At 73.6% G+C, this 20,356-nt stretch carries 17 protein-coding genes and 1 pseudogene; 11 read left to right on the top strand and 7 right to left on the bottom strand.

From position 1 onward, the window contains the following. Positions 1–38 precede the first annotated feature (38 nt). The 6 genes from AQJ66_RS33460 (at position 39) to AQJ66_RS33435 (ending at position 5,771) form a co-directional block, all read left to right on the top strand. Complete coding sequence (locus AQJ66_RS33460; RefSeq protein ID WP_061929555.1) at positions 39–689, top strand: GntR family transcriptional regulator; 651 nt, start codon at positions 39–41, stop codon at positions 687–689. A gap of 103 nt (positions 690–792) precedes the next feature. Then, on the top strand, positions 793–1,545 hold the full coding sequence (locus AQJ66_RS33455; protein ID WP_061929553.1) for a PIG-L deacetylase family protein: 753 nt from the start codon (positions 793–795) through the stop codon (positions 1,543–1,545). Further along, positions 1,542–2,252, top strand: a complete 711-nt coding sequence (locus tag AQJ66_RS33450; RefSeq protein ID WP_061929550.1) for a 4-carboxy-4-hydroxy-2-oxoadipate aldolase/oxaloacetate decarboxylase — start codon at positions 1,542–1,544, stop codon at positions 2,250–2,252. The genes AQJ66_RS33455 and AQJ66_RS33450 overlap by 4 nt, the downstream gene beginning before the upstream one ends. Continuing rightward, positions 2,249–3,358, top strand: a complete 1,110-nt coding sequence (locus AQJ66_RS33445; protein ID WP_061929547.1) for a 4-oxalomesaconate tautomerase — start codon at positions 2,249–2,251, stop codon at positions 3,356–3,358. Before AQJ66_RS33450 ends, AQJ66_RS33445 begins: the two co-directional genes overlap by 4 nt. Then, positions 3,339–4,289, top strand: coding sequence for a VOC family protein (locus AQJ66_RS33440; protein WP_061929545.1), 951 nt, complete (start codon positions 3,339–3,341; stop codon positions 4,287–4,289). The genes AQJ66_RS33445 and AQJ66_RS33440 overlap by 20 nt, the downstream gene beginning before the upstream one ends. A 117-nt stretch (positions 4,290–4,406) precedes the next feature. After that, on the top strand, positions 4,407–5,771 hold the full coding sequence (locus AQJ66_RS33435; protein WP_061929542.1) for an MFS transporter: 1,365 nt from the start codon (positions 4,407–4,409) through the stop codon (positions 5,769–5,771). 67 nt (positions 5,772–5,838) lie between these two features. On the opposite strand, the gene AQJ66_RS39165 is transcribed toward AQJ66_RS33435, so the two are convergent. Then, positions 5,839–6,603 carry an XRE family transcriptional regulator gene (locus AQJ66_RS39165; RefSeq protein ID WP_159052680.1) on the bottom strand — a complete coding sequence of 255 codons (765 nt, stop codon included), beginning with the start codon at positions 6,601–6,603 and terminating at the stop codon, positions 5,839–5,841. 188 nt (positions 6,604–6,791) lie between these two features. Next, positions 6,792–7,172, bottom strand: coding sequence for an SH3 domain-containing protein (locus AQJ66_RS33425; protein WP_061929536.1), 381 nt, complete (start codon positions 7,170–7,172; stop codon positions 6,792–6,794). A 268-nt stretch (positions 7,173–7,440) separates the two neighbouring features. Between AQJ66_RS33425 and AQJ66_RS33420 the strand changes: the two genes are divergently transcribed. Genes AQJ66_RS33420 through AQJ66_RS33410 form a run of 3 tightly spaced genes read left to right on the top strand, consistent with a single transcriptional unit; the run spans position 7,441 to position 10,678 of the window. Continuing rightward, a complete protein-coding gene (locus AQJ66_RS33420; protein ID WP_061929533.1) occupies positions 7,441–7,821 on the top strand; it encodes a DoxX family protein in 381 nt (126 codons plus the stop codon). Continuing rightward, entirely contained in the window at positions 7,818–8,285 is a 468-nt protein-coding gene (locus tag AQJ66_RS33415; RefSeq protein WP_061929530.1) for a peroxiredoxin, read from the top strand. The genes AQJ66_RS33420 and AQJ66_RS33415 overlap by 4 nt, the downstream gene beginning before the upstream one ends. 53 nt (positions 8,286–8,338) lie before the next feature. Further along, complete coding sequence (locus AQJ66_RS33410) at positions 8,339–10,678, top strand: ATP-binding SpoIIE family protein phosphatase (protein WP_061929527.1); 2,340 nt, start codon at positions 8,339–8,341, stop codon at positions 10,676–10,678. Positions 10,679–10,712: 34 nt separating this feature from the next. Here AQJ66_RS33410 and AQJ66_RS33405 read toward each other — a convergent pair. Next, positions 10,713–11,309 (bottom strand): annotated as a pseudogene (locus AQJ66_RS33405) (DNA polymerase ligase N-terminal domain-containing protein); the annotation flags it as partial. Positions 11,310–11,556: 247 nt separating this feature from the next. Here AQJ66_RS33405 and AQJ66_RS33400 point away from each other — a divergent pair. Beyond that, positions 11,557–12,531: a TauD/TfdA dioxygenase family protein gene (locus tag AQJ66_RS33400; RefSeq protein WP_061929525.1), complete on the top strand. Its 975-nt coding sequence runs from the start codon at positions 11,557–11,559 to the stop codon at positions 12,529–12,531. Positions 12,532–12,982: 451 nt separating this feature from the next. Here AQJ66_RS33400 and AQJ66_RS33395 read toward each other — a convergent pair whose 3' ends face one another. After that, positions 12,983–14,485, bottom strand: a complete 1,503-nt coding sequence (locus AQJ66_RS33395; RefSeq protein WP_107119117.1) for a metallophosphoesterase family protein — start codon at positions 14,483–14,485, stop codon at positions 12,983–12,985. Between the two features lie 361 nt (positions 14,486–14,846). Between AQJ66_RS33395 and AQJ66_RS33390 the strand changes: the two genes are divergently transcribed. Beyond that, positions 14,847–17,165 (top strand): M4 family metallopeptidase, encoded by a 2,319-nt coding sequence (locus tag AQJ66_RS33390; protein WP_208611509.1) that lies wholly within the window; start codon positions 14,847–14,849, stop codon positions 17,163–17,165. A gap of 76 nt (positions 17,166–17,241) precedes the next feature. On the opposite strand, the gene AQJ66_RS33385 is transcribed toward AQJ66_RS33390, so the two are convergent. The 3 genes from AQJ66_RS33385 to AQJ66_RS33375 form a co-directional block, all read right to left on the bottom strand. Continuing rightward, positions 17,242–18,441, bottom strand: coding sequence for a glycoside hydrolase family 64 protein (locus tag AQJ66_RS33385; RefSeq protein ID WP_061929516.1), 1,200 nt, complete (start codon positions 18,439–18,441; stop codon positions 17,242–17,244). Positions 18,442–18,592: 151 nt separating this feature from the next. Then, positions 18,593–19,348 (bottom strand): dienelactone hydrolase family protein, encoded by a 756-nt coding sequence (locus AQJ66_RS33380; RefSeq protein WP_061929512.1) that lies wholly within the window; start codon positions 19,346–19,348, stop codon positions 18,593–18,595. A 118-nt stretch (positions 19,349–19,466) separates the two neighbouring features. Further along, positions 19,467–20,087 carry an L-threonylcarbamoyladenylate synthase gene (locus tag AQJ66_RS33375; protein WP_061929510.1) on the bottom strand — a complete coding sequence of 207 codons (621 nt, stop codon included), beginning with the start codon at positions 20,085–20,087 and terminating at the stop codon, positions 19,467–19,469. Positions 20,088–20,356: the final 269 nt, after the last annotated feature.

Raw genomic sequence — 20,356 nt, 5'->3', positions numbered from 1 at the left:
AGATTTACGTTCGACAGGCACTCACTCAGGGAGGGCACATGCCGAAGGAAGCCGGTCCGACCACCGGAGAGCAGGCCAAACAGCACGCGCTCGCGCTGCTGCGGCAGGCGATCCTGAACGGCGAGATGGCACCGGCCCAGCGGCTGGTGGAGAACGAACTCGCCGAGCAGTTCGGTGTGACGCGGGCCAGCATCCGGGCCGCACTGATCGATCTGGAGGCCCAGGGGCTGGTCGAGCGGATCCGCAACCGCGGCTCGCGGGTGCGGGTGGTGACCGTGGAGGAAGCGGTCGCGATCACGGAGTGCCGCATGGTCCTGGAAGGACTCTGTGCGGCGAAGGCCGCCGTCGCCGCGAGCGACGAGCAGCTGACCGAACTGGCCGACCTCGGCGCGGCGATGCAGAAGGCCGTCGCCGACGGCGAGCCGGTGACGTACTCCGAGCTCAACCACCGGCTCCACGACCGGATCCGGGAGATCTCCGGGCAGCAGACCGCCGTCGAGCTGCTGGAGCGGCTCAACGCACAACTGGTGCGCCACCGCTTCCAGCTGGCGCTCAGGCCCGGACGTCCGCAGCAGTCCCTGAACGAGCACCTGGCGATGATCGAGGCGATCAGGGCCAGGGATCCGCAGGCGGCCGAAGCGGCCGTCCGCGCCCACCTCACCAGCGTGATCGACGCGCTCGGCGACTGACGCGCCGCGCGCGGAACGCGGGGCGGGCGCACACCTGTCCACCGAGGCCGGAAGCCGCCGGGCGCACCCCGGCGGAACCGGGCCCGACAAGGAGATTCCCGCAATGACGCACGCCGACGTGCCCTCCACCCCACCACGCTCCACCCTGGTCGTCACCGCGCACGCGGGGGACTTCGTGTGGCGCGCGGGCGGAGCCGTCGCCCTGGCCGCCGCCCGGGGCGAGAAGGTCACCATCGCCTGCCTGACCTTCGGTGAGCGCGGCGAGTCCGCCAAGGCGTGGCGCGAGGGCAGGGCGCTCGAGGAGATCAAGGCGATACGCCGGGAGGAGGCGGAGCAGGCGGCCGCCACCCTCGGCGCCGAGGTCCGCTTCTTCGACGCCGGGGACTACCCGCTCGTCGCCACGGCCGAGCTGACCGACCGGCTCGTCGCGGTCTACCGCGAGACCCAGCCCGACGTCGTCCTCACCCATCCCGTCGAGGACCCGTACAACGGCGACCACCCGGCCGCCAACCGGATGGCCCTGGAGGCCCGCGTCCTCGCCCAGGCCATCGGCTACCCGGGCCCGGGGGAGATCATCGGCGCCCCGCCCGTCTTCTACTTCGAGCCGCACCAGCCCGAGATGAGCGGCTTCAGGCCGCAAGTGCTGCTCGACATCACCGAGGTGTGGGCGACCAAGCGCAAGGCGATGGAGTGCCTGGGCGCCCAGCAGCACCTGTGGGACTACTACACCGACCTCGCCGTCCGCCGCGGCGTCCAGCTCACGAGGAACGCCGGTCCCAACCTGGGCCTGCCCCACAAGACCATGGCCGAGGCCTACATGCGCCCCTACCCGCAGGTCACCAAGGAGCTGGCATGAGCGGCGTGATCGTCACCGGCCCCCCGCGGGCCGCGGCGCAGGACGTCGACGCCCTCGCCCGGTACGGCGTCGCCACCGTGCACGAGGCCATGGGCCGCACCGGGCTGCTGCCGGCGCGGCTGCGCCCGATCCAGCAGGGCACCCGGGTCGCCGGCACCGCGGTCACCGTGCTGTCGTGGCCCGGCGACAACCTCATGATCCACGCGGCCGTCGAGCAGTGCCGCGAGGGCGACTTCCTGGTCGTCGCCACCACCTCCCCGTCCACCGACGGCATGTTCGGCGAACTGTTCGCCACGGCCCTGAAGCGGCGCGGGGTGCGCGGGCTGGTCATCGACGCGGGCATCCGCGACACCCAGGAACTGCGCGACCTCGGCTTCCCCGCCTGGTCGGCGGCCGTCTCGGCGCAGGGCACGGTGAAGGCCACCGGCGGCTCGGTGAACGTGCCCGTCGCCGTCGGCGGCCGGGTGATCCGGCCCGGTGACGTGATCCTCGCCGACGACGACGGTGTCGTGGTCGTCCCCCGGGAGCGGGCCCGCGCGGCCGCCGAGGCCTCCGAGGCGCGCGAGACCAAGGAGGCCGCCTCCCGGGCCGCGTTCCTCGAGGGCCAACTCGGCCTGGACCGCTACGGGCTGCGGGAGAGGCTCGCCGAGCTGGGCGTCACCTACACGTCGTACGAGGACCACGTCCGGGACGGAGCCGGGGCGTGACCGGGTCCACCGGGGTGCGCTGCATGCTGATGCGCGGCGGCACCTCCAAGGGCGCCTACTTCCTGGCCGGGGACCTGCCCGCCGACCCCGCCGCCCGCGACGGCCTGCTGCTGCGCGTCATGGGCAGCCCCGACCCGCGCCAGATCGACGGCCTCGGCGGCGGCCACCCGCTCACCAGCAAGGTGGCCGTGGTCTCCCGCTCCGACGACCCGGCGGCCGACGTCGACTACCTGTTCCTCCAGGTCGCGGTCGACCGGGCGGAGGTGAGCGACCGTCAGACCTGCGGGAACATCCTCGCCGGAGTCGGCCCGTTCGCCGTCGAGCGGGGGCTCGTGGCCCCCGGTGACGGCGAGACCTCCGTCCGCATCCGCATGCTCAACACGGGGGAGCGGGCCGTCGCCACCTTCCCCACCCCGGGCGGCCGGGTCGCGTACACCGGGGGCACGGAGATCTCCGGCGTCCCCGGCACCGCCGCTCCCGTCGTGATCGAGTTCCCGGCCGGCGGCACCCCGCTGCTGCCCACCGGCAGGGTCCGGGACACGGTCGCGGGGACGGAAGTCACCTGCGTGGACAACGGGATGCCGACCGTGCTCGTCCCCGCGGCCGCGCTGAAGGTCACCGGGCACGAAGCCCCCAAGGACCTCGAGGAGGACCTCGCGCTCGCCGACCGGCTCCGCGGGATCCGCCTGGCGGCCGGGCGGCTGATGGGACTCGGCGACGTCGAGACCGCGACCGTGCCCAAGGTCACCCTGCTCGCGCCGCCGCGCCACGGCGGCGCGGTCACCACCCGTACCTTCATCCCCGTCCGCTGCCACACCGCCATCGGCGTCCTCGGCGCGGCGAGCGTGGCGGCCGGGATCAGGCTGCCCGGCTCGGTGGGGGAGGGCATCGCACACCTGGCGGAGCGCGGCGACCGCGTCCGCCTCGAACACCCCACGGGCTACCTGGACATCGACACCGACATCGACCCGGACGCGCCGGCGGCGCGCCGGACCGCCGTGGTCCGCACGGCCCGCAAGATCTTCGACGGCACGGTCTTCCCCCGCGCCGCCGGACCCGCACCCGCGCAACCCCTTGGAGGCAACGATGGCTCCGCCCCTCGGTGACATCGCCCATGTCGGCCACGCCCAGCTGTTCACCCCGGACCTGGACGCCAGTGTCGCCTTCTTCACCGACTACCTGGGACTCACCGTCAGCGGCCAGGACGGCGACACCGTCCACCTGCGCACCTTCGACGACTACGAGCACCACAGCCTGGTCCTCACCGCCCGCGCGCAGCCCGGCCTCGGCCGGCTCGCGCTGCGCACCTCGAGCGAGGAGGCCCTGCGCCGCCGGGTCGCGGCGATCGAGGCGGCGGGCGGCACCGGCCACTGGACGGAGGACGAACCGGGCCTCGGCAAGCTGTACGTCACGCACGACCCGGACGGCCACGAACACGCCCTGTACTGGGAGAGCGAGCACTACCGGGCCCCCGACGAGCTGAAGCCGGCGCTGAAGAACCAGCCGCAGGCCAAGCCCAACCGGGGCGTGGGCGTACGCCGCCTCGACCACGTCAACTTCCTCGCGGCCGACGTGCTCGCCAACGCCGAGTTCCAGCAGCGGGTGCTGGGCGCCCGGCCCACCGAGCAGATCCGGCTCGACACCGGGCGGATCGCGGCCCGCTGGCTGACCTTCACGAACAAGTCGTACGACGTCGTCTACACGGAGGACTGGACGGGCTCCACCGGCCGGCTGCACCACCTGGCCTTCGCCACCGACACCCGCGAGGACATCCTGCGCGCCGCCGATCTCGCCATCGACACCGGCGTGTTCATCGAGACCGGCCCGCACAAGCACGCCATCCAGCAGACGTTCTTCCTGTACGTGTACGAACCCGGCGGCAACCGCGTCGAGTTGTGCAACCCGCTCACCCGCCTGGTGCTCGCCCCCGACTGGCCGCTCGTCACCTGGACCGAGGCCGAGCGCAGGAAGGGGCAGGCCTGGGGTCTGCAGACCATCCGGTCCTTCCACACCCACGGCACGCCGCCGGTGGAGTGAGACCACCCGCCCGCGCAGCCCTGAGACCAGCTCGCCGGAAAGATTGTTGACAAAACTGTTGACTCTTTTCGGGTGGCTTTCTAGCGTCTGGCGCACCACGCATGAGAGGTAACAACGATGTCCCCCTCACCCTCCCCCTCCGCCGCCCGCGGCAGCAGACTGGCCCTGCTGGTCGTCGTCCTGTGCTGGCTCGCCGTCCTCTTCGACGGCCTCGACATGTTCGTCTACGGCTCCGTGCTGCCGCACATGCTCGAGAGCAAGGCGCTCGGCATCACCCCGGCCCAGGCCGGTGACCTCGGCAGCTACGCCACCTTCGGCATGCTGGTGGGCGCGCTCACGGCGGGCACGGTCGCCGACCGGATCGGCCGCAAGAAGCTGATGGTCGCCTGCGCCACCCTGTTCTCGCTGGCCTCCGGGATATGCGCCCTCTCCGGCTCGGTCGCCGTCTTCGGCCTCGGCCGGACTCTGGCCGGCGTCGGCCTCGGCGGCCTGCTGCCCACCGCGATCAGCATGGTGAGCGACTACGCGCGCGGCGGCCGCGCCGCCCTCACCATCGGCGCCCTGATGACCGCCCACCACGCGGGCGGCATCCTCTCCGCCTACGTGGCCAAGTGGCTCGTCGAGCCCCACGGCTGGCGCTCCGCGTTCTGGGTCTGCGTCCTCCCCCTGCTCTTCGTCCCGGTCCTCGCCAAGGCCCTGCCCGAGTCGCTGAGCTTCCTGGTCGCCAAGGGCCGCACCGACGAGGCCCGCTCCCTTGCCGCCCGGTACGGGACCGAACTCCCCACCGCCACCGCCCCGAAGGCCCCGGCCGACCGCTGGGACGCGCTGCTCGGCCTCTTCCGCGGCGGAGAGTGGCTGCAGACCCTGCTCCACTGGCTGGCGTCCTTCGGCGGACTCCTCCTCGTCTACGGCGTCGCCACCTGGCTGCCCACCCTGATGCGCGGCGAGGGCTACAACCTCGGCTCCGCCCTCACCTTCGTGGTGCTGTTCAACCTCGGCGGCATCGTGGGCATGCTGGTCGCGGGCCGTGCCTCCGACCTCCCCCACGCTCGGCTCCGCTCGCGCGGGGGGACCCCCACCGGTGCCCCGCGCATCTCCGCCATCTGGTTCGCGCTCACCGCGGCCGGCGTCTTCCTGCTCAGCGTCCGCATGCCGCTGGGCGTGACCTTCCTGGTGGTTTTCCTCACCGGCGTGTTCCTCAACAGCGCCCAGACGATGATCTACGCGACCGTCTCCATCCGCTCCAGCCCGGGCAACCGCGCCACCGCCGTCGGCTGGACCTCCGGCATGGGCCGCTTCGGCGCCGTCTTCGGCCCCTGGCTCGGCGGCCAGCTGCTCGCCGCCGGGCACGGGGACTGGGGCTTCACCGCCTTCGCGCTGGCCGGCCTGTCGTCGATGGTCCTCATCGGCGTGGCCGCCCTGCGTTCGGGTCGCCGGCCGGAGCCCAGCGACGCCCCGCAGGAGCTGATCGCCGCGGGCTGACCCCCGCGGCGGCGGGCCCGGCACCGGCCGCCGCGAGCGCCGAGCGGGCGGCGGGGAGCCGGCCGCCTCACTCCGGGGCGGCCGGCTCCACGTCGAGGCCCGTGCAGGCCAGCCGCCCGCCCACCGCGGCGCACGCCTCCACGCCCAGGGCCGACGGCACGGCGAGCATCGGGCTGGCGATCCCGGTGGCGTCGTCCGCCGGGTAGCGCGCCGACAGCACGTCCTGACCGGCCCGCACCGACACCTCCCGGGCCTGCGCCGACCGCACCCGCACCTCCGACCACGCCGTACCGCACGTCGGCGACCAGCGCAGGCGGACGTCGTAACCGGCGCCCGTGACCGTGCTCCTGGTCTGCGCGTCCCGGGCGCACACCGAGGCGTCGGGCAACTCGCCCTGGCAGGAGCGCGCATGACAGTGCGGCACGGCCACCAGCCCCTGCCCCGCCGGTGCCGGGGCGCCCTGCCGCCCGGCCACCGTGACGGCGGCGGCCACCGCTGCGGCCGTACCGAGCAGCGCCAGCACCCACAGCGGAAGCCGCCGGCGCGGCCGGCCCTTCTCCCGCCGCGGCGGCGGGACCGGCGCCGGAGGGTTCTCGGCCGCCGCCCACAGGGCCAGTACGGCGACGGGATCGGCACCGGCCAGCCGGCTGAGCGCCTCCACCGCGGACCGCGGGGGCCGCTTGGTGCCGGTCAGATAGCGGTGCCAGGCCGACTTGCTGTACGGAGTGCGCGCGGCCAGCGCCGCCAGGCTCAGTCCGGTGCGGTCCTTCAGTTCACGCAGAGTCGCCACCAGTGACTCGCCCTGCGTGGCCGATCCTCGGGGATGCGGCATCGTACGTCCCTCGACTCCCGTTCCGCTATGGGCGCTTTCGCCCCTGTTGCCGCAATGGCTTCCCGGGGAAGCGGCCTCCGGAACCCCTGCGGGGCGGCGGGACGGTCGAGGTGGGGACACGCCGAAGGCCTGTTCGGGGGGCGGCGAACAGGCCTTCGGGGATCAGCGGGTGCTGCGGCGCGGTGCCGTCAGCACCAGGGCAGCGCGCGGTCGACGTGCACGTAGCGGGCCGAGACGTAGCCGCGGTGGTGGCGCAGCCGGTACCACAGGTGGTTGCCGTACACACCGGAGCCGAACGTCCGGCAGCGCAGCGCCAGCACCCGGTGCACGTGCCGGTGGCCGATCACGCGGTAGCCGGTGCCCGGGCCGGAGCGGACGTTCAGCCGGGCGCCGTGCGTGACGACGCGGCCGGCGGTGGGCACGGCGTGGGGGTGCGAGGGGTGCACGCGGTGCTGGGCCGGTACCGGGTACGGGGCGGCGCTCGCCGGCGTGGCGGCGGCTGCCCCGGGGAGGAAGGCGAGCACCGCGACCGTGGTCAGCAGAGCGCTTCTGAGAGTCCGTCGGATCATGGAAACCTCCGGCTGTCGTTCTCGTGACCACGAACCGTGACCACGACAGCCAGCGTTGCCGTGACCGGCCGCCGCGAAGCCGTCCCCGCGTCCCGTGGGACGCCGGGGACGGTCCCGGGGACGGGCCCCCGCCCCGCACCCGGGCTCACCTCGTCCTCCGCCGCGGGTGTCCCACCGCCGTCCCCGCCCCCCTCGGCTCCCGGGAACGGCCCCCGCAGGTGCCTACCGTCCAGTAATATCCATCGGCAGGTCCACCGGAGGAGGAACCGTGCCACGGTCCGAACGTTCACCCCTGCTGCTCGCCGGGCTGCTGGCCGCGGCCGGGGCCGCCCACTTCGCCGTGCCCCGGCAGTTCGACGCCATCGTGCCGAAGGCCCTGCCGGGCTCGCGCAGGATGTGGACCTACGGCAGCGGGATCGCGGAACTGGCGCTGGCGGCCGGCATCGCCTCGCGCCGGACGCGCCCCGTGGCCGCGAAGGCGGCGGCGGCCTTCTTCGTCGGGGTGTTCCCGGCCAACGTGAAGATGGCCGTCGACTGGCGCCACCGGCCCGCGCCCCAGCGGACCGCGGCCCTCGCCCGGCTGCCCCTGCAGGTGCCGCTCGTGCTGTGGGCCCGCGGTGTCGCCCGGGGCGGGGAGGGGCGGTCATGACCGGGCGCCTGGAGGTCGGCGACAAGGCCGAGGACTTCGCCCTGCCGGACGAGACCGGCACCGTCCGCCACCTCACCGAACTGCTGGCGGACGGACCGGTCGTGCTGTTCTTCTACCCCGCCGCCCTGACTCCCGGCTGCACCGCCGAGGCCTGCCACTTCCGCGACCTCGCCGCGGAGTTCGCCGCCGTCGGCGCCCGCCCGGTCGGGATCAGCGGCGACAGCGTCGACCGGCAGCAGGAGTTCGCCGGACGCCACACCCTCGGCATGCCCCTGCTCTCCGACGCCGACGGCACCGTCCGCGAGCGCTTCGGCGTCAAGCGGGGCTTCACCCTCGCCCCGACCAAACGGGTCACCTTCGTCATCGCCCAGGACCGCACCGTACTGGAGATCGTCCGCAGCGAACTGCGGATGAACACGCACGCCGACCGGGCCCTGTCCGCCCTGCGCGCCCACCGGGGCTGAGCCCGGCCCCTCCGCGCTTGAGGCACGGGGACAATCGGATCATCCTGGGGCTTATGGAGCATGTCGCGGCCGCGGCGGTCATCGATGCCCAGGGCCGGGTAACCGGATGGAGCGACGGTGCGCGGCTGCTCACCGGCCGGGCGGCGGACGAGGTCGTCGGCCGGCCCGCCACCGAGCTGCTCGCCGGGGCCCTGCCCGCCCGCCTCCTGGCCGCCCGCGGCGGGAACGTCGCCGTGCGCCACCGCGACGGACACCGCGTCGAGCTGCCCGTCACCGTCTGCCCGGTCCTCGGCCCCGGCGGCACACCGACCGGCTACGTGGTGACCGCCGGCCCGCCCTGCCCGCCCCCCGCCGCCCTGGCCGCCCGCGCCTTCCAGCAGGCGTCCATGTCCATGGCGGTCTTCGACCTCGACCAGCGCTACCTGCGCGTCAACGACGCCGTCGGCCGGCTGATGGGCGTGTCCGAGGAGGCGCTGCTCGGCCGGTTCTTCCCCGAGACCGTCGAGGACACCGAGCACAGCCGGGGCTTTCTGCAGCACCTGCGCCAGGTCGCCCGGACCGGCCGCCCCGTCCGCTACGAGAGCTACACCGGCGCCCCCGCCCTGAACCGGGAGCACGCCTGGAGCATCGAGATGTGGCCCCTGGCCCACGACTCCGGCGAACCGGCCGGCGTCGCCCTGGCCGCCTTCGACAGCAGCGACCAGTACTGGGCCCGGCGCCGCCTCGCCCTGCTGAACGAGGCCGCCACCGGCATCGGCACCAGCCTGGACGTGGTGCGCACCGCCGAGGAACTCGTCGGGCTCCTGGTCCCGCAGTACGCCGACTTCGCCAGTGTCGACCTGCTGGACTGGGTCCTCGGCGCCGAGGAGCCCCCGATGATCCCGGACGGCGCGGTCCAGCTGTGCCGGGTCGCCCACGGCTCCACCCGGGAGGGCAACCCGGGCGCCGCGCTGAAGCTGGGCGAGACGGACGTCTACCAGCCGTCCTCCCCGCCGGCCCGCGCCCTGCGCGAGGGCCGCGCCGTCCTGGCCCAGGCCGGCGAACCGGCGTTCGTCGAATGGCTCGCCGAGCGCGACGCGCGCTCGCCCGAGGGGCGGCGCCACCGCCTCGGCGTCCACTCCATGATCGCGGTGCCGCTGCGCGCCCGCGGCACCCCGCTGGGCGTCGCGGTCTGCGTGCGCGCTGCCCACCCGGACGACTACGGCGGCGACGACGCCGTCTTCGCCGAGGAACTCGCCAGCCGCGCCGCCGTCTGCATCGACAACGCCCGCCGCTTCGCCCGGGAACGCTCCACCGCCCTCGCGCTCCAGCACAGCCTGCTGCCCCGGGGCCTGCCCGGCCAGGCCGCCGTCGAGGTCGCCCACCGCTACCTGCCGTGCGGATCGCTGGCCGGTATCGGCGGCGACTGGTTCGACGTCATCCCGCTCTCCGGCAGCCGGGTCGCCCTGGTCGTCGGCGACGTGGTCGGCCACGGGATCAGGTCCTCGGCCACCATGGGCCGGCTGCGCACCGCCGTACGCACCCTCGCCGACGTCGACCTGCACCCGGACGAGCTGCTCACCCACCTCGACGACCTGGTCACCCACCTGGCCTCCGACGACAGCGGCGAGGAGGTCGCCGAACTCGGCGCCACCTGCCTCTACGCCGTCTACGACCCCGTCTCCCGCCGCCTGTCCCTGGCCGCCGCCGGCCACCCGGCCCCGGCCCTCGTCCTGCCCGGCCGCGAACCCGAGTTCGTCACCATGACCGCCGGACCGCCGCTCGGCGTCGGCGGGCTGCCGTTCGAGGCGGCGGAACTCGAGCTGCCCGAGGGCTCGGTCGTCGCCCTGTACACCGACGGGCTGGTCGAGGACCGCGGCCGGGACGTCGACCACGCCACCGAGGAGCTGCGCCGCGCCCTCGGCGCCCCGGCCGACTTGCTGGAGGCGCTCAGCGACGACGTCCTCAAGGCCGTCCTGCCCGGACAGCCCACCGACGACGTCGCCCTGCTCCTGGTCCGCACCCGCGCCCTCGGCGCCGACCGCGTCGCCACCTGGGACGTCCGCCCGGACCCCGCCGAGGTGGCCACCTGCCGGCAGGCGGCCACCGAGTGCCTGGCGGCCTGGGGCCTGGAGGAGGCGGCGTTCGTCACCGAACTGGTGGTCAGCGAACTCGTCACCAACGCCATCCGTTACGGCGCGCCGCCCATCCAGCTGCGGCTCATCCGCGACCGGGCCCTGATCTGCGAGGTCTCCGACGCCAGCTCCACCTCACCGCACCTGCGCCGGGCGCACGCCTACGACGAGGGCGGCCGCGGCCTGCTGCTGGTCGCCCAGCTCACCCAGCGCTGGGGCAGCCGGCAGACGGCCGGCGGAAAGACGATCTGGGCGGAACAGCCCCTGCCGGGCCCCTGACCCGCGGGCGCCCGCGGGTCACCCCCCCGGCGCCGTCGGCGGCGACCTGCGCGAGGGTGCGTCCGGTGCGCACCGAGCGCGCCCGCCGCGGGTCCGGGGTGCCGCGTCCCGCGGCGCGGGCGGAGCCCTTGCGGACGAGGAGCCAGGCCTCCGCCTCGTCCGTGCCGCCGCGGAAGCGGGTGAGCGTGTACTCGCCGTGCAGCTTGGTGCCGTGCAGCCGGAACGTGGCGTGCCCGCGCTCCAGGGCCGCGGCGAAGTCCACCGGACGGCCCCGGCGGTCGTGGGTGAGGGGTTCGTACGTCCCCCGGTCCCAGACGATCACGGTGCCGCCGCCGTACTCGCCCCTGGGGACGACCCCCTCGAAGTCCTCGTACTCCAGCGGGTGGTCCTCGGTGGGCACGGCCAGCCGCCTGTCCCCGGGGCCCGCCGACGGGCCCCGGGGCACGGACCACGACTTGAGCACGTCGTCCACCTGGAGCCGGAAGTCGAAGTGCATCCGGCGCGCGTCGTGGATCTGCACCACGAACCGGGGCCGCTCGCCCGCCGCGGCCGCCGCCCGTCCCGACGGCTCCCCGGTCCGGTCGAAGCCGCGCCTGCCGCGGTAGGTCCCCAGCCGTTCCTCCGTCGTCACGAGCCGCTCCTTCCGCCGCGTCCGCCTCACGGCCCGGGTACCCCGTGCCGGGCCGGTCGGCTCGCCGCGCCGTCGAGCCCGGCGGCCGCGTCCCGGGCAGCACCGGGCCGGTCCGCCGGTTCCCGTCTGGCCCGCGATCCGGGCGGACGACGCCAATCGTTCGGACAGGCCCCAGGCCCTGTCGCCGGGCCGCCGCGACACTGTCACGATCGCCCTGGAGCCGGTACCGACGAGCATCGGAGCGCGCATGACTACGCACAGGGCCACCGCCGGACACCAGGAGCAGGCCGAGGGCGTGCGGGTGCTGCCGATGTCCGGGCACATCGGCGCCGAGATCACCGGCGTCGACCTCGCCCGGCCACCGGCCGACGAGGTGGTCGCCCTCGTCCGCCGGGCCCTGCTGCGCTGGAAGGTGGTGTTCTTCCGCGGGCAGCGCCTGGACCATGCCGGCCAGGTGGCCTTCGCCCGCCGCTTCGGCACACCGGTCGTGCCCGGGCGGCGCGGCAGCGCGTCGCCGCCGGACTTCCCCGAGGTGGAGACCACCGCCGACCGGCTGGAGCTGGGCGGACGCTTCGGCATGGAGCACGAGGAGTGGCTGCAGCGCCGCCGGCACACCCTGCTGCGCGGCTGGCACTGCGACCACGGCGCTCGCGTCGACCCGCCCGCCGCGACCGTCCTGCGCGCCGAGACGGTACCGCCCTACGGCGGTGACACCACCTGGGCCGACCTGGCCGCGGCCTACGCGGGGCTGTCCGCACCGGTCCGCGCCTTCGTCGACGGACTGCGCGCCGAGCACCGGCTCGGCGTCGGCTACCAGTCGCGGCCCGGTGACGACGCCTACCTCCGCCACCTCCTGGACCACCAGGTCGCCTCCGTGCACCCCCTGGTGCGCGTCCACCCGGAGACGGGCGAGCGGATCCTGTTCGTCAACGGCTACTACCTGGAGCAGATCACCGGCGTCTCCCGTCCGGAGAGCGCGGCCCTGCTGCAGATGCTGCTGGAGCAGGCGGTGCGCCCCGAGTACACGGTCCGCTTCCGCTGGGAGCCCGGCAGCGTCGCCTTCTGGGACAACCGGGCCACCATCCACCTGGCCCCCGCCGACCACGCCCACCTGGCCGCCCCGCGGATCATGCACCGGGTGATGCTCGCCGGGGAGGTGCCGGTGGGCGTGGACGGCCGCCCGTCGGAGCCGGTCACGGGGACGGAGGCGGGCCGCTGGTGAGCCGCGCGGCCGATCGCCGAGGGCCGGGCTCCGACAGCCGTTCGAGAGCCGTCCGATGTCCGGACGCCGGTCCGTGCGAGACAGGCCTGCCCGTGTGCGCTGCGCGTGGCCCGGCCTGGACGAGGGCGGCGGCAGGCACTGGTCGCCGGACGAGGCCGCCCGGCGAACGGCGCCGGCCGGACACGCGCCGCGCGGTGCATGCCCAGCGCGCTGATCCGGGCCCGCGGAGAGGGCCGCGGTTCCCCGCCGCGCGGCGGGGAACCCGGCTCGTCTCGGCCCGGAGGGGCCGGACGGGCGAAGCCGGTGCCGTGCTCGTCCGGCTGCCCGGTGCCCCGGCCAGAAGCCGCCGCCGCGCTGACCGCGTCCACCGCCGGAGGCCGGGGGAGTGGGGCGGGACCAGGGTCCGTGAACACCGCCCCCGGAAACCGGCCCGTCCCCGCCCGCCGCGGGGTCAGCGCAGCGGAATCGTCACCTCGTCCTCGACCGGCGGGTCGAGTTCCTGCGCGAGGTTCCCGGTCGCGGCGAAGCAGCGCAGCCGTACCGCCTCGGGGGTCACGTCCAGGCGCAGGAAGGACTTGAAGAAGGGCGGGCTGTAGGTGGCGGAGGACGGCGAGAACAGCTGGGTGTAGATCTTGCGGACGGGCAGCCGGACCCGGGAGGTGCGGTCGGGACGCCCGCCCGCGCCCAGCAGGCTCGCGACCAGCCGGGCACGCCTGGTGATCCGGACGTCCGGGCCGGGCGCGCGGGCCGGCTCGATGCCGAGCCGCTCGGCGATCACGGCGGTGGCCTCGGCCTCGGTGAGGGTGAAGAAGCGGCGCAGGCGCAGCCGCCGGCCGTACAGCCGGCTGTAGAAGGCCAGCGAGTCGCCGCGCAGCGGATAGCAGCGGAAGTCCCGCTCGGTGACGCCCGCCACGGACACCCGGGGGATGGTGTGCGTGGCGTGCATGAACGCGCCGCCGCCGCCCGAGACGACGTACTGGACGGTGCGCCCGTCCACGTCGACCGGATAGCGCTGGTAGTTGTGGATGTCGCCGCCGATCGCGGCCACGTAGTGGTGGTCCGGGTCGCGGACGATGTCGTCCACCGTGCCGCCGCCCTCGATCGCGCACGGATGGTGCTCCCCGTCGACATACAGCGGTGAGCCGGTGATCAGGATCTTCGGCCGCGGGCCCCGGGACACCTCCCGCAGCCACGCGCCCTGTTCGGCGTCGAGCGTGCCCAGCAGCCCGGTGTCGATGCCGACGAGCCGCACCGGCCCGGCGTCGATCGCCCAGTACGGCCCCGGCTGCACCGCCTGTTGTCCGGGCGCCCCACGCAACTCCTGTGCCTCGGCGAGGCGTTGCTCGTCCGCCGCGCGCGGCCGGTGCCACAGCCGGGTGCGCCACCAGGCCCGGGTGAACGGGCGGGGCGCGGGCTCCGCGTCGAGCGGCGCCGGGTCGGCGCAGAAGACGCGCATGAACGCACCGAGATCCTCGTACCAGTCGTGGTTGCCGGGCACCGCGTAGATCGGCGCCGGGTAGTCCTGGTACGGCCGGAAGAACTTGGGCCCGTAGTCGTCCGCACCGCCCACCGGATAGATCACGTCACTGGCGATCACCGCGAACTCCGTTCCCCCGCTCACCCGCAGGAAGCCTGGTATCACGGCGTACTGGGAGGCGTCGCCCTCGCCGGTGTCGCCGATGACCATGAAGGAGAAGCGTTCCGGTACCTCCCGGCGGATCACCTTGTCGGCGGGCGCGCCCGCCGCGGCCCGCCGCGCCACCCAGCGGCCGCGGGTACGGCCCGTCGGGTCGCCGAACCACGAGGCGAGCACCCCGTTGCGGGCGGCCCACAGGATCCTCGGGTCCAGCCACGACAGCTTCTGGACGTGGCCGGGCATCAGCTGCTGGTAGGTGCCGCGCCGGGCCGAGCCCCAGCCGGCTCCCCGGGCGGTATCGCGTGAGGATTCAGACACGCGGTGCACGGTAACAACGCGCCGCCCGCGGGGCGGATTTGGGGCAGGTGAGGGGTGGTGGCGGCCATAGGGATAACCCTCGATTGACCGGCAGGCCAGTGACATGGACCGTTCAATCCTGTCATTCTCCGCTCGCAGAGCATCCCCATCTGTTCACGGACCGGACCACGGTTTCCCGGTTCCCGCACAGCTCAGCTCGTCCGGGCAGCACACCCGTCTGCCCGGTCTGTTAACCGGCCGCGATCCGGCGGCCGCAGCAGGAGGAGTACGAGTGAGACGCCTTCCCCACAGACGCCTTTCCCGCAAGGGGGCCACGGTCGGAGCCGCCCTGGTCTCCACCGCGGCCTTCCTGGCCGTCGGCATGCAGTCCGTGCCGGCGGTCGCCACACCGGCGGGCCCCCACCCCGGCCCGGTGCGTACCGGAGGCCTCGAGGCCAAGCTCAGCCCGGCCCAGCACGCGGCGCTGCTGACGAGCGCCCGGCAGCAGACGGCCACCACCGCCCGCACCCTCGGCCTCGGCGCCAAGGAGAAGCTGGTCGTCAAGGACGTCGTCAAGGACAACGACGGCACCCTGCACACCCGTTACGAGCGCACCTACGCGGGCCTGCCCGTCCTCGGCGGCGACCTCGTCGTGCACACCCCGCCCGCCTCGCTGGCCAAGGGCACCGTGAGCACGACGTACAACAACAAGCACCGCATCAAGGTCTCCTCGACCACCGCGACCTTCGCCAAGGCCGCCGCCGAGACCAAGGCCCTGAAGACCGCGAAGGCCCTGGACGCCACGAAGGCCAAGGCCGACAGCGCCCGCAAGGTGATCTGGGCCGGCAACGGCACCCCGAAGCTCGCCTGGGAGACCGTCATCGGCGGCTTCCAGGACGACGGCACCCCGAGCCGGCTGCACGTCATCACCGACGCCACCACCGGCAAGGAGCTGTACCGCTACCAGGCGATCGAGACCGGCACCGGCAACACCCAGTACAGCGGCTCGGTCAGCCTCAGCACCACGCTGTCGGGCTCGACGTACCAGCTGTACGACACCACGCGCGGCGGCCACAAGACGTACACCCTCAACGGGGGAACGTCCGGCACCGGCACCCTGATGACGGACTCCGACGACGTCTGGGGCAACGGGTCGGGCTCCAACACCCAGACCGCCGGCGCCGACGCCGCCTACGGCGCGCAGGAGACCTGGGACTTCTACAAGAACACCTTCGGGCGCAGCGGCATCAAGAACGACGGCCAGGCCGCCTACTCCCGCGTCCACTACGGCAACGCCTACGTCAACGCCTTCTGGGACGACACCTGCTTCTGCATGACCTACGGCGACGGCACGAGCAACACCCACGCCCTGACCTCGCTGGACGTCGCCGGCCACGAGATGAGCCACGGTGTCACCTCCAACACCGCCGGCCTCGACTACTCCGGTGAGTCGGGCGGCCTGAACGAGGCGACCTCCGACATCTTCGGCACCGGCGTGGAGTTCTACGCGAACAACTCCACCGACGTCGGCGACTACCTCATCGGCGAGAAGATCGACATCAACGGCGACGGCTCGCCGCTGCGGTACATGGACAAGCCCAGCAAGGACGGCGGCTCCGCCGACAGCTGGTACTCCGGGGTCGGCAACCTGGACGTGCACTACTCCTCGGGCCCCGCGAACCACATGTTCTACCTGCTGTCCGAGGGCAGCGGCAGCAAGGTCATCAACGGCGTGACCTACAACAGCCCGACCTCCGACGGCGTCGCCGTCACCGGCATCGGCCGCGCCAAGGCGCTGCAGATCTGGTACAAGGCGCTGACGTCGTACATGACGTCCAGCACCAACTACGCCGGTGCCCGCACCGCCGCCCTCAACGCGGCCGGCGCGCTGTACGGCACGAACTCCGCCGAGTACGCCGCCGTGGGCAACGCCTTCGCGGGCATCAACGTCGGCAGCCACATCACCCCGCCCAGCAGCGGAGTGACGGTCACCAACCCGGGCAGCCAGTCCTCGGTCGTCGGCACCGCCGTGAGCCTGCAGATCCAGGCCAGCAGCAGCAACAGCGGCGCGCTCAGCTACAGCGCCTCCGGCCTGCCGGCCGGCCTGTCGATCAACGGCTCGACCGGCCTGATCACCGGCACGCCCACCACCGCGGGCACCTACAGCACCACCGTCACGGTGACCGACTCCGCCGGCAAGACCGGCACCGCTTCCTTCACCTGGACGGTCAGCTCCAGCGGTGGCGGCGGCTGCACCTCCAGCCAGCTGCTGGCGAACCCGGGCTTCGAGTCCGGCAGCACCGGCTGGACGGCGACCAGCGGTGTCATCACCACCGACACCGGTGAGGCGGCCCACAGCGGCTCGTACAAGGCCTGGATGGACGGCTACGGCTCCTCGCACACCGACTCCGTGTCCCAGTCGGTGACCATCCCGTCCGGCTGCAAGGCCACGCTCACCTTCTACCTGCACATCGACACCGCGGAGTCCGGCAGCACCGCGTACGACAAGCTGACGGTCACCGCCGGCTCGAAGACGCTGGCCACGTACTCGAACGCCAACGCGGCCTCCGGCTACAGCCAGAAGTCCTTCGACCTGTCCTCGCTGGCGGGTCAGACGGTCACGCTGAAGTTCAACGGCGTGGAGGACTCCTCGCTGCAGACCAGCTTCGTCGTGGACGACACCGCCCTGACGACCGGCTGACGCACACACCGGCACACACGCCACGGTCCCGCACCCCGGCCAGGGGTGCGGGACCGCGGCACGTCACCGCCTCGGGTCAGCTCAGCGGATCCAGCGTCAGGTACGCCTGCTGCGGGCTGCCGTCGTTGACGAGCGACTCCTGGTGGCCGACGTCGTCGAAGGCGAACGCGTACGCCTTGCCGTCGGCCATCTGCGCGTGGACCGCGCGGGCGTACTGGTTCGTCACCGCGTCCTGGTAGAAGCCGGCCGCCGAGGTGTCCGGCTGGTTCGGGTTGGACAGCAGCGTCGAGCGGTTGAAACCGGCGCACAGCGTGCGGGAGATGGGCCCGCGCACGTTGTCGTTGGGCGCGTCCAGCAGCTTGTGGCAGCCGAAGACGCTGGAGGCGTCCGGCTTCTGGAAGCTGGTGACCACCGCGCCCGAGGAGTCGGTGAAGTTCATGACGTTCCCCGACACCCGGCCGTAGTACTTGGTGCCCGGCCGGTCGGTGAACGGCGTGACCGTCAGCGTCGACGTCGTGTACTTCTGCCACACCCGGTTGACGTAGTCGTCCGTCACGTTCGCCGGCAGCGCCCCGGTCTCCACCCCGTACAGCGGGGAGAGCGCACGCAGCACGGTGCCGTCGGAGCGCGTCTGCACCAGACCGGACCAGCCGCCCGACTGACCGCGCAGCGCGTCGAACACCGCTTCGTACCCACCGGACTTCAGGTGCCCGGTGGTGCTCACGCTGCCGTCCGCGCGCTGCACGCCGACCGCGTACGGCGCCGAGAACATGTCCACCTGGGTGCTGTTGAGCCACAGCCCGGAGTCGTTGAGCGTGTACTCCGACCAGTTGAACAGGATGTTCCGGTTGGGGTCGGACGGGTTCTGCACGGCCGGCTGCACCAGCCCGCCGGTGGTGAGCCGGAAGTCCAGCTTCTGGCCGTAGGAGAAGTAGATCCGGCCGGAGAACTTCGGTATCCGGACGGTCAGGGACTGGCCCGCCGCCGGGCCGGGGATCGCCGCGTCCGGAGCGGGGGTCGGCGGGGTACCGCCCGCCGGCCAGGCGTGGAAGGCGCCGCCCGCGTCGGCCCAGCCCTGCCGGCCGGACGACAACTGCGTGCCGAGGTCGTAGACGTACACCGGCTCGGAGCGGCCCGAGTTGTTGGTGATCTTCAGGGGCACGGTGTCCGGTACCGCGGCGCCGGCGCGGTCCGGTGCGCCGAGGGCGAGCAGGCCGCCGACCAGGGCGGCGGCGGCCGCGAGGGGCAGCGCCGGCCGTGTCGTGCTGGGGAGCACTCTCCACCTCCGTGTGGGGTCGGGGTCGTACGGATATTGGTCCGTACCTGTTGTGAGAGCGCTCTCAGGGTGCTGCTGAGACGAGTACATGTCAATGTTTCGGACATGATCGGGCCGGCGCCCGCCGTTCGTGGCGGGCGCCCGGGCCCCGTCAGAAGGTGCGGGCGAGCAGGTCGAGCAGGGCCGCCCAGTGCCGCTCGTCGGCCTCCCGGTCGTAGGCCGGGGTGTCCGCCTGCGTGAAGCCGTGGCGCGCCTTGCCGTACACCTCGCAGGTGTGCCGCACCCCGGCGGCCGTCAGCGCCTCCTCGAAGCGGGTGACCTGCTCCGCGGGCAGCGACGGGTCGTCGCCGGCGTGACCGAAGTACAGCTCGGCGGTGATGGGTCCCACCACCCGGTGCGGACTGTCCGGGGCGTCGGTGGCGAGCTGCCCGCCGTGGAACCCGGCCGCCGCGGCGACCCGGTCCGGGCGGGCGGCCGCCGTCCGCAGCGCGAGCCGGGCGCCCATGCAGTACCCGGTGACCGCCACCGGGCCGTCCGTCGTCAGCGGGCTGTCCGCCAGCCAGCCGAGGTACGCGTCCGCGTCCCGCTCGACCAGGTCCGGCGTCAGCGAGGCGACGACCGGGCCGAGCCGCTTCCAGATGGTCGGGTCGGCGCCCGGGTCGATGAACTCGGGCAGCTCGACGACCGGGGTCCGGCCCAGCCGGTAGAACACGTTCGGCACCAGGACGGTGTAGCCCGCGCCGGCCAGCCGGTCGGCCATCGCCCGCAGGTGCGGGCGCAGCCCGTAGGCGTCCTGGTAGAACAGCACGGCCGGCCGGGGGCGCCCGTCGGCCGGATGGGCGAGGTAGGCGTCGGCGACACCGTCCGCGGCGGGGACGTCGACGGCGGTTCCCTGAACATCGGTCATGGTGAGAAGGCCCTCCCTGGAGGAATGGGCGCCGCCGGCGGGGGACCGGCGAACGCCGCGGGTACGGGCCATGCTGCCACGCAAGATCCATTCCGCCGCGGCCGGTGCCGGCGCCCGCTCACTCGAAGCGGCTGGTGTCCCCCGCGCCCCGCCGCACGATCTCCGCCTCGCCGCCGGAGAAGTCCACGACCGTGGTCGGCTCCGTGCCGCAGTCCCCGGAGTCGACCACCGCGTCCACCACGTGGTCGAGCCGGTCCTTGATCTCCCAGCCCTGGGTCATCGGCTCCTCCTCGTCCGGCAGCAGCAGCGTGCTCGACAGCAGCGGCTCGCCCAGCTCCGCCAGCAGCGCCTGGGTGACCACGTGGTCGGGGATCCGCACGCCCACCGTCTTCTTCTTGGGATGCAGCAGCTTGCGCGGCACCTCGCGGGTGGCCGGGAGGATGAACGTGTAGCTGCCCGGGGTGGACGCCTTCACGGCCCGGAACACGTCGTTGTCGACGCGCACGAACTGGCCGAGCTGCGCGAAGTCCCGGCACATCAGCGTGAAGTGGTGCCGGTCGTCCAGACGGCGGATGGAACGGATCCGCTCCATGCCGTCCCGGCTGCCGATCTGGCAGCCCAGCGCGTAGCAGGAGTCGGTCGGATACGCGATGAGCGCACCCGACCGCACCGCGTCGGCGATCTGTCCGATGCTGCGGGGCTGCGGGTTCTCGGGGTGCACGTCGAAGTACTTCGCCATTCACCGAGCTTATGCGGTACCCGGGACGCGGCAACGCGCGGTGCTCCCCGGCGCCGCCGCGCGCCCGGTGAAAAAGACCGGAGGAAGTTTCGCCGGCGCCAGGTGTACGGCGCGGATCGCGGGGCAACCGACCTGTGAAGCACCCGGGGCCATCCCCCCCGCTCCGGGTTGCGGTGTCCTCCGCCGGCGTCCCATCCCCCCCGGGCCGCCGGCGGAGCCATGTCACGGCACCGGCGACCGGACCGAGTCGCGCGTCGGGTAACGTCCCC

The organism is Streptomyces bungoensis (assembly GCF_001514215.1).
GTDB classification, from domain to species: Bacteria; Actinomycetota; Actinomycetes; order Streptomycetales; family Streptomycetaceae; genus Streptomyces; species Streptomyces bungoensis.
Note: the sequence above shows the minus strand (reverse complement) of the source record. Positions and strands in the feature narration are given on the sequence as shown.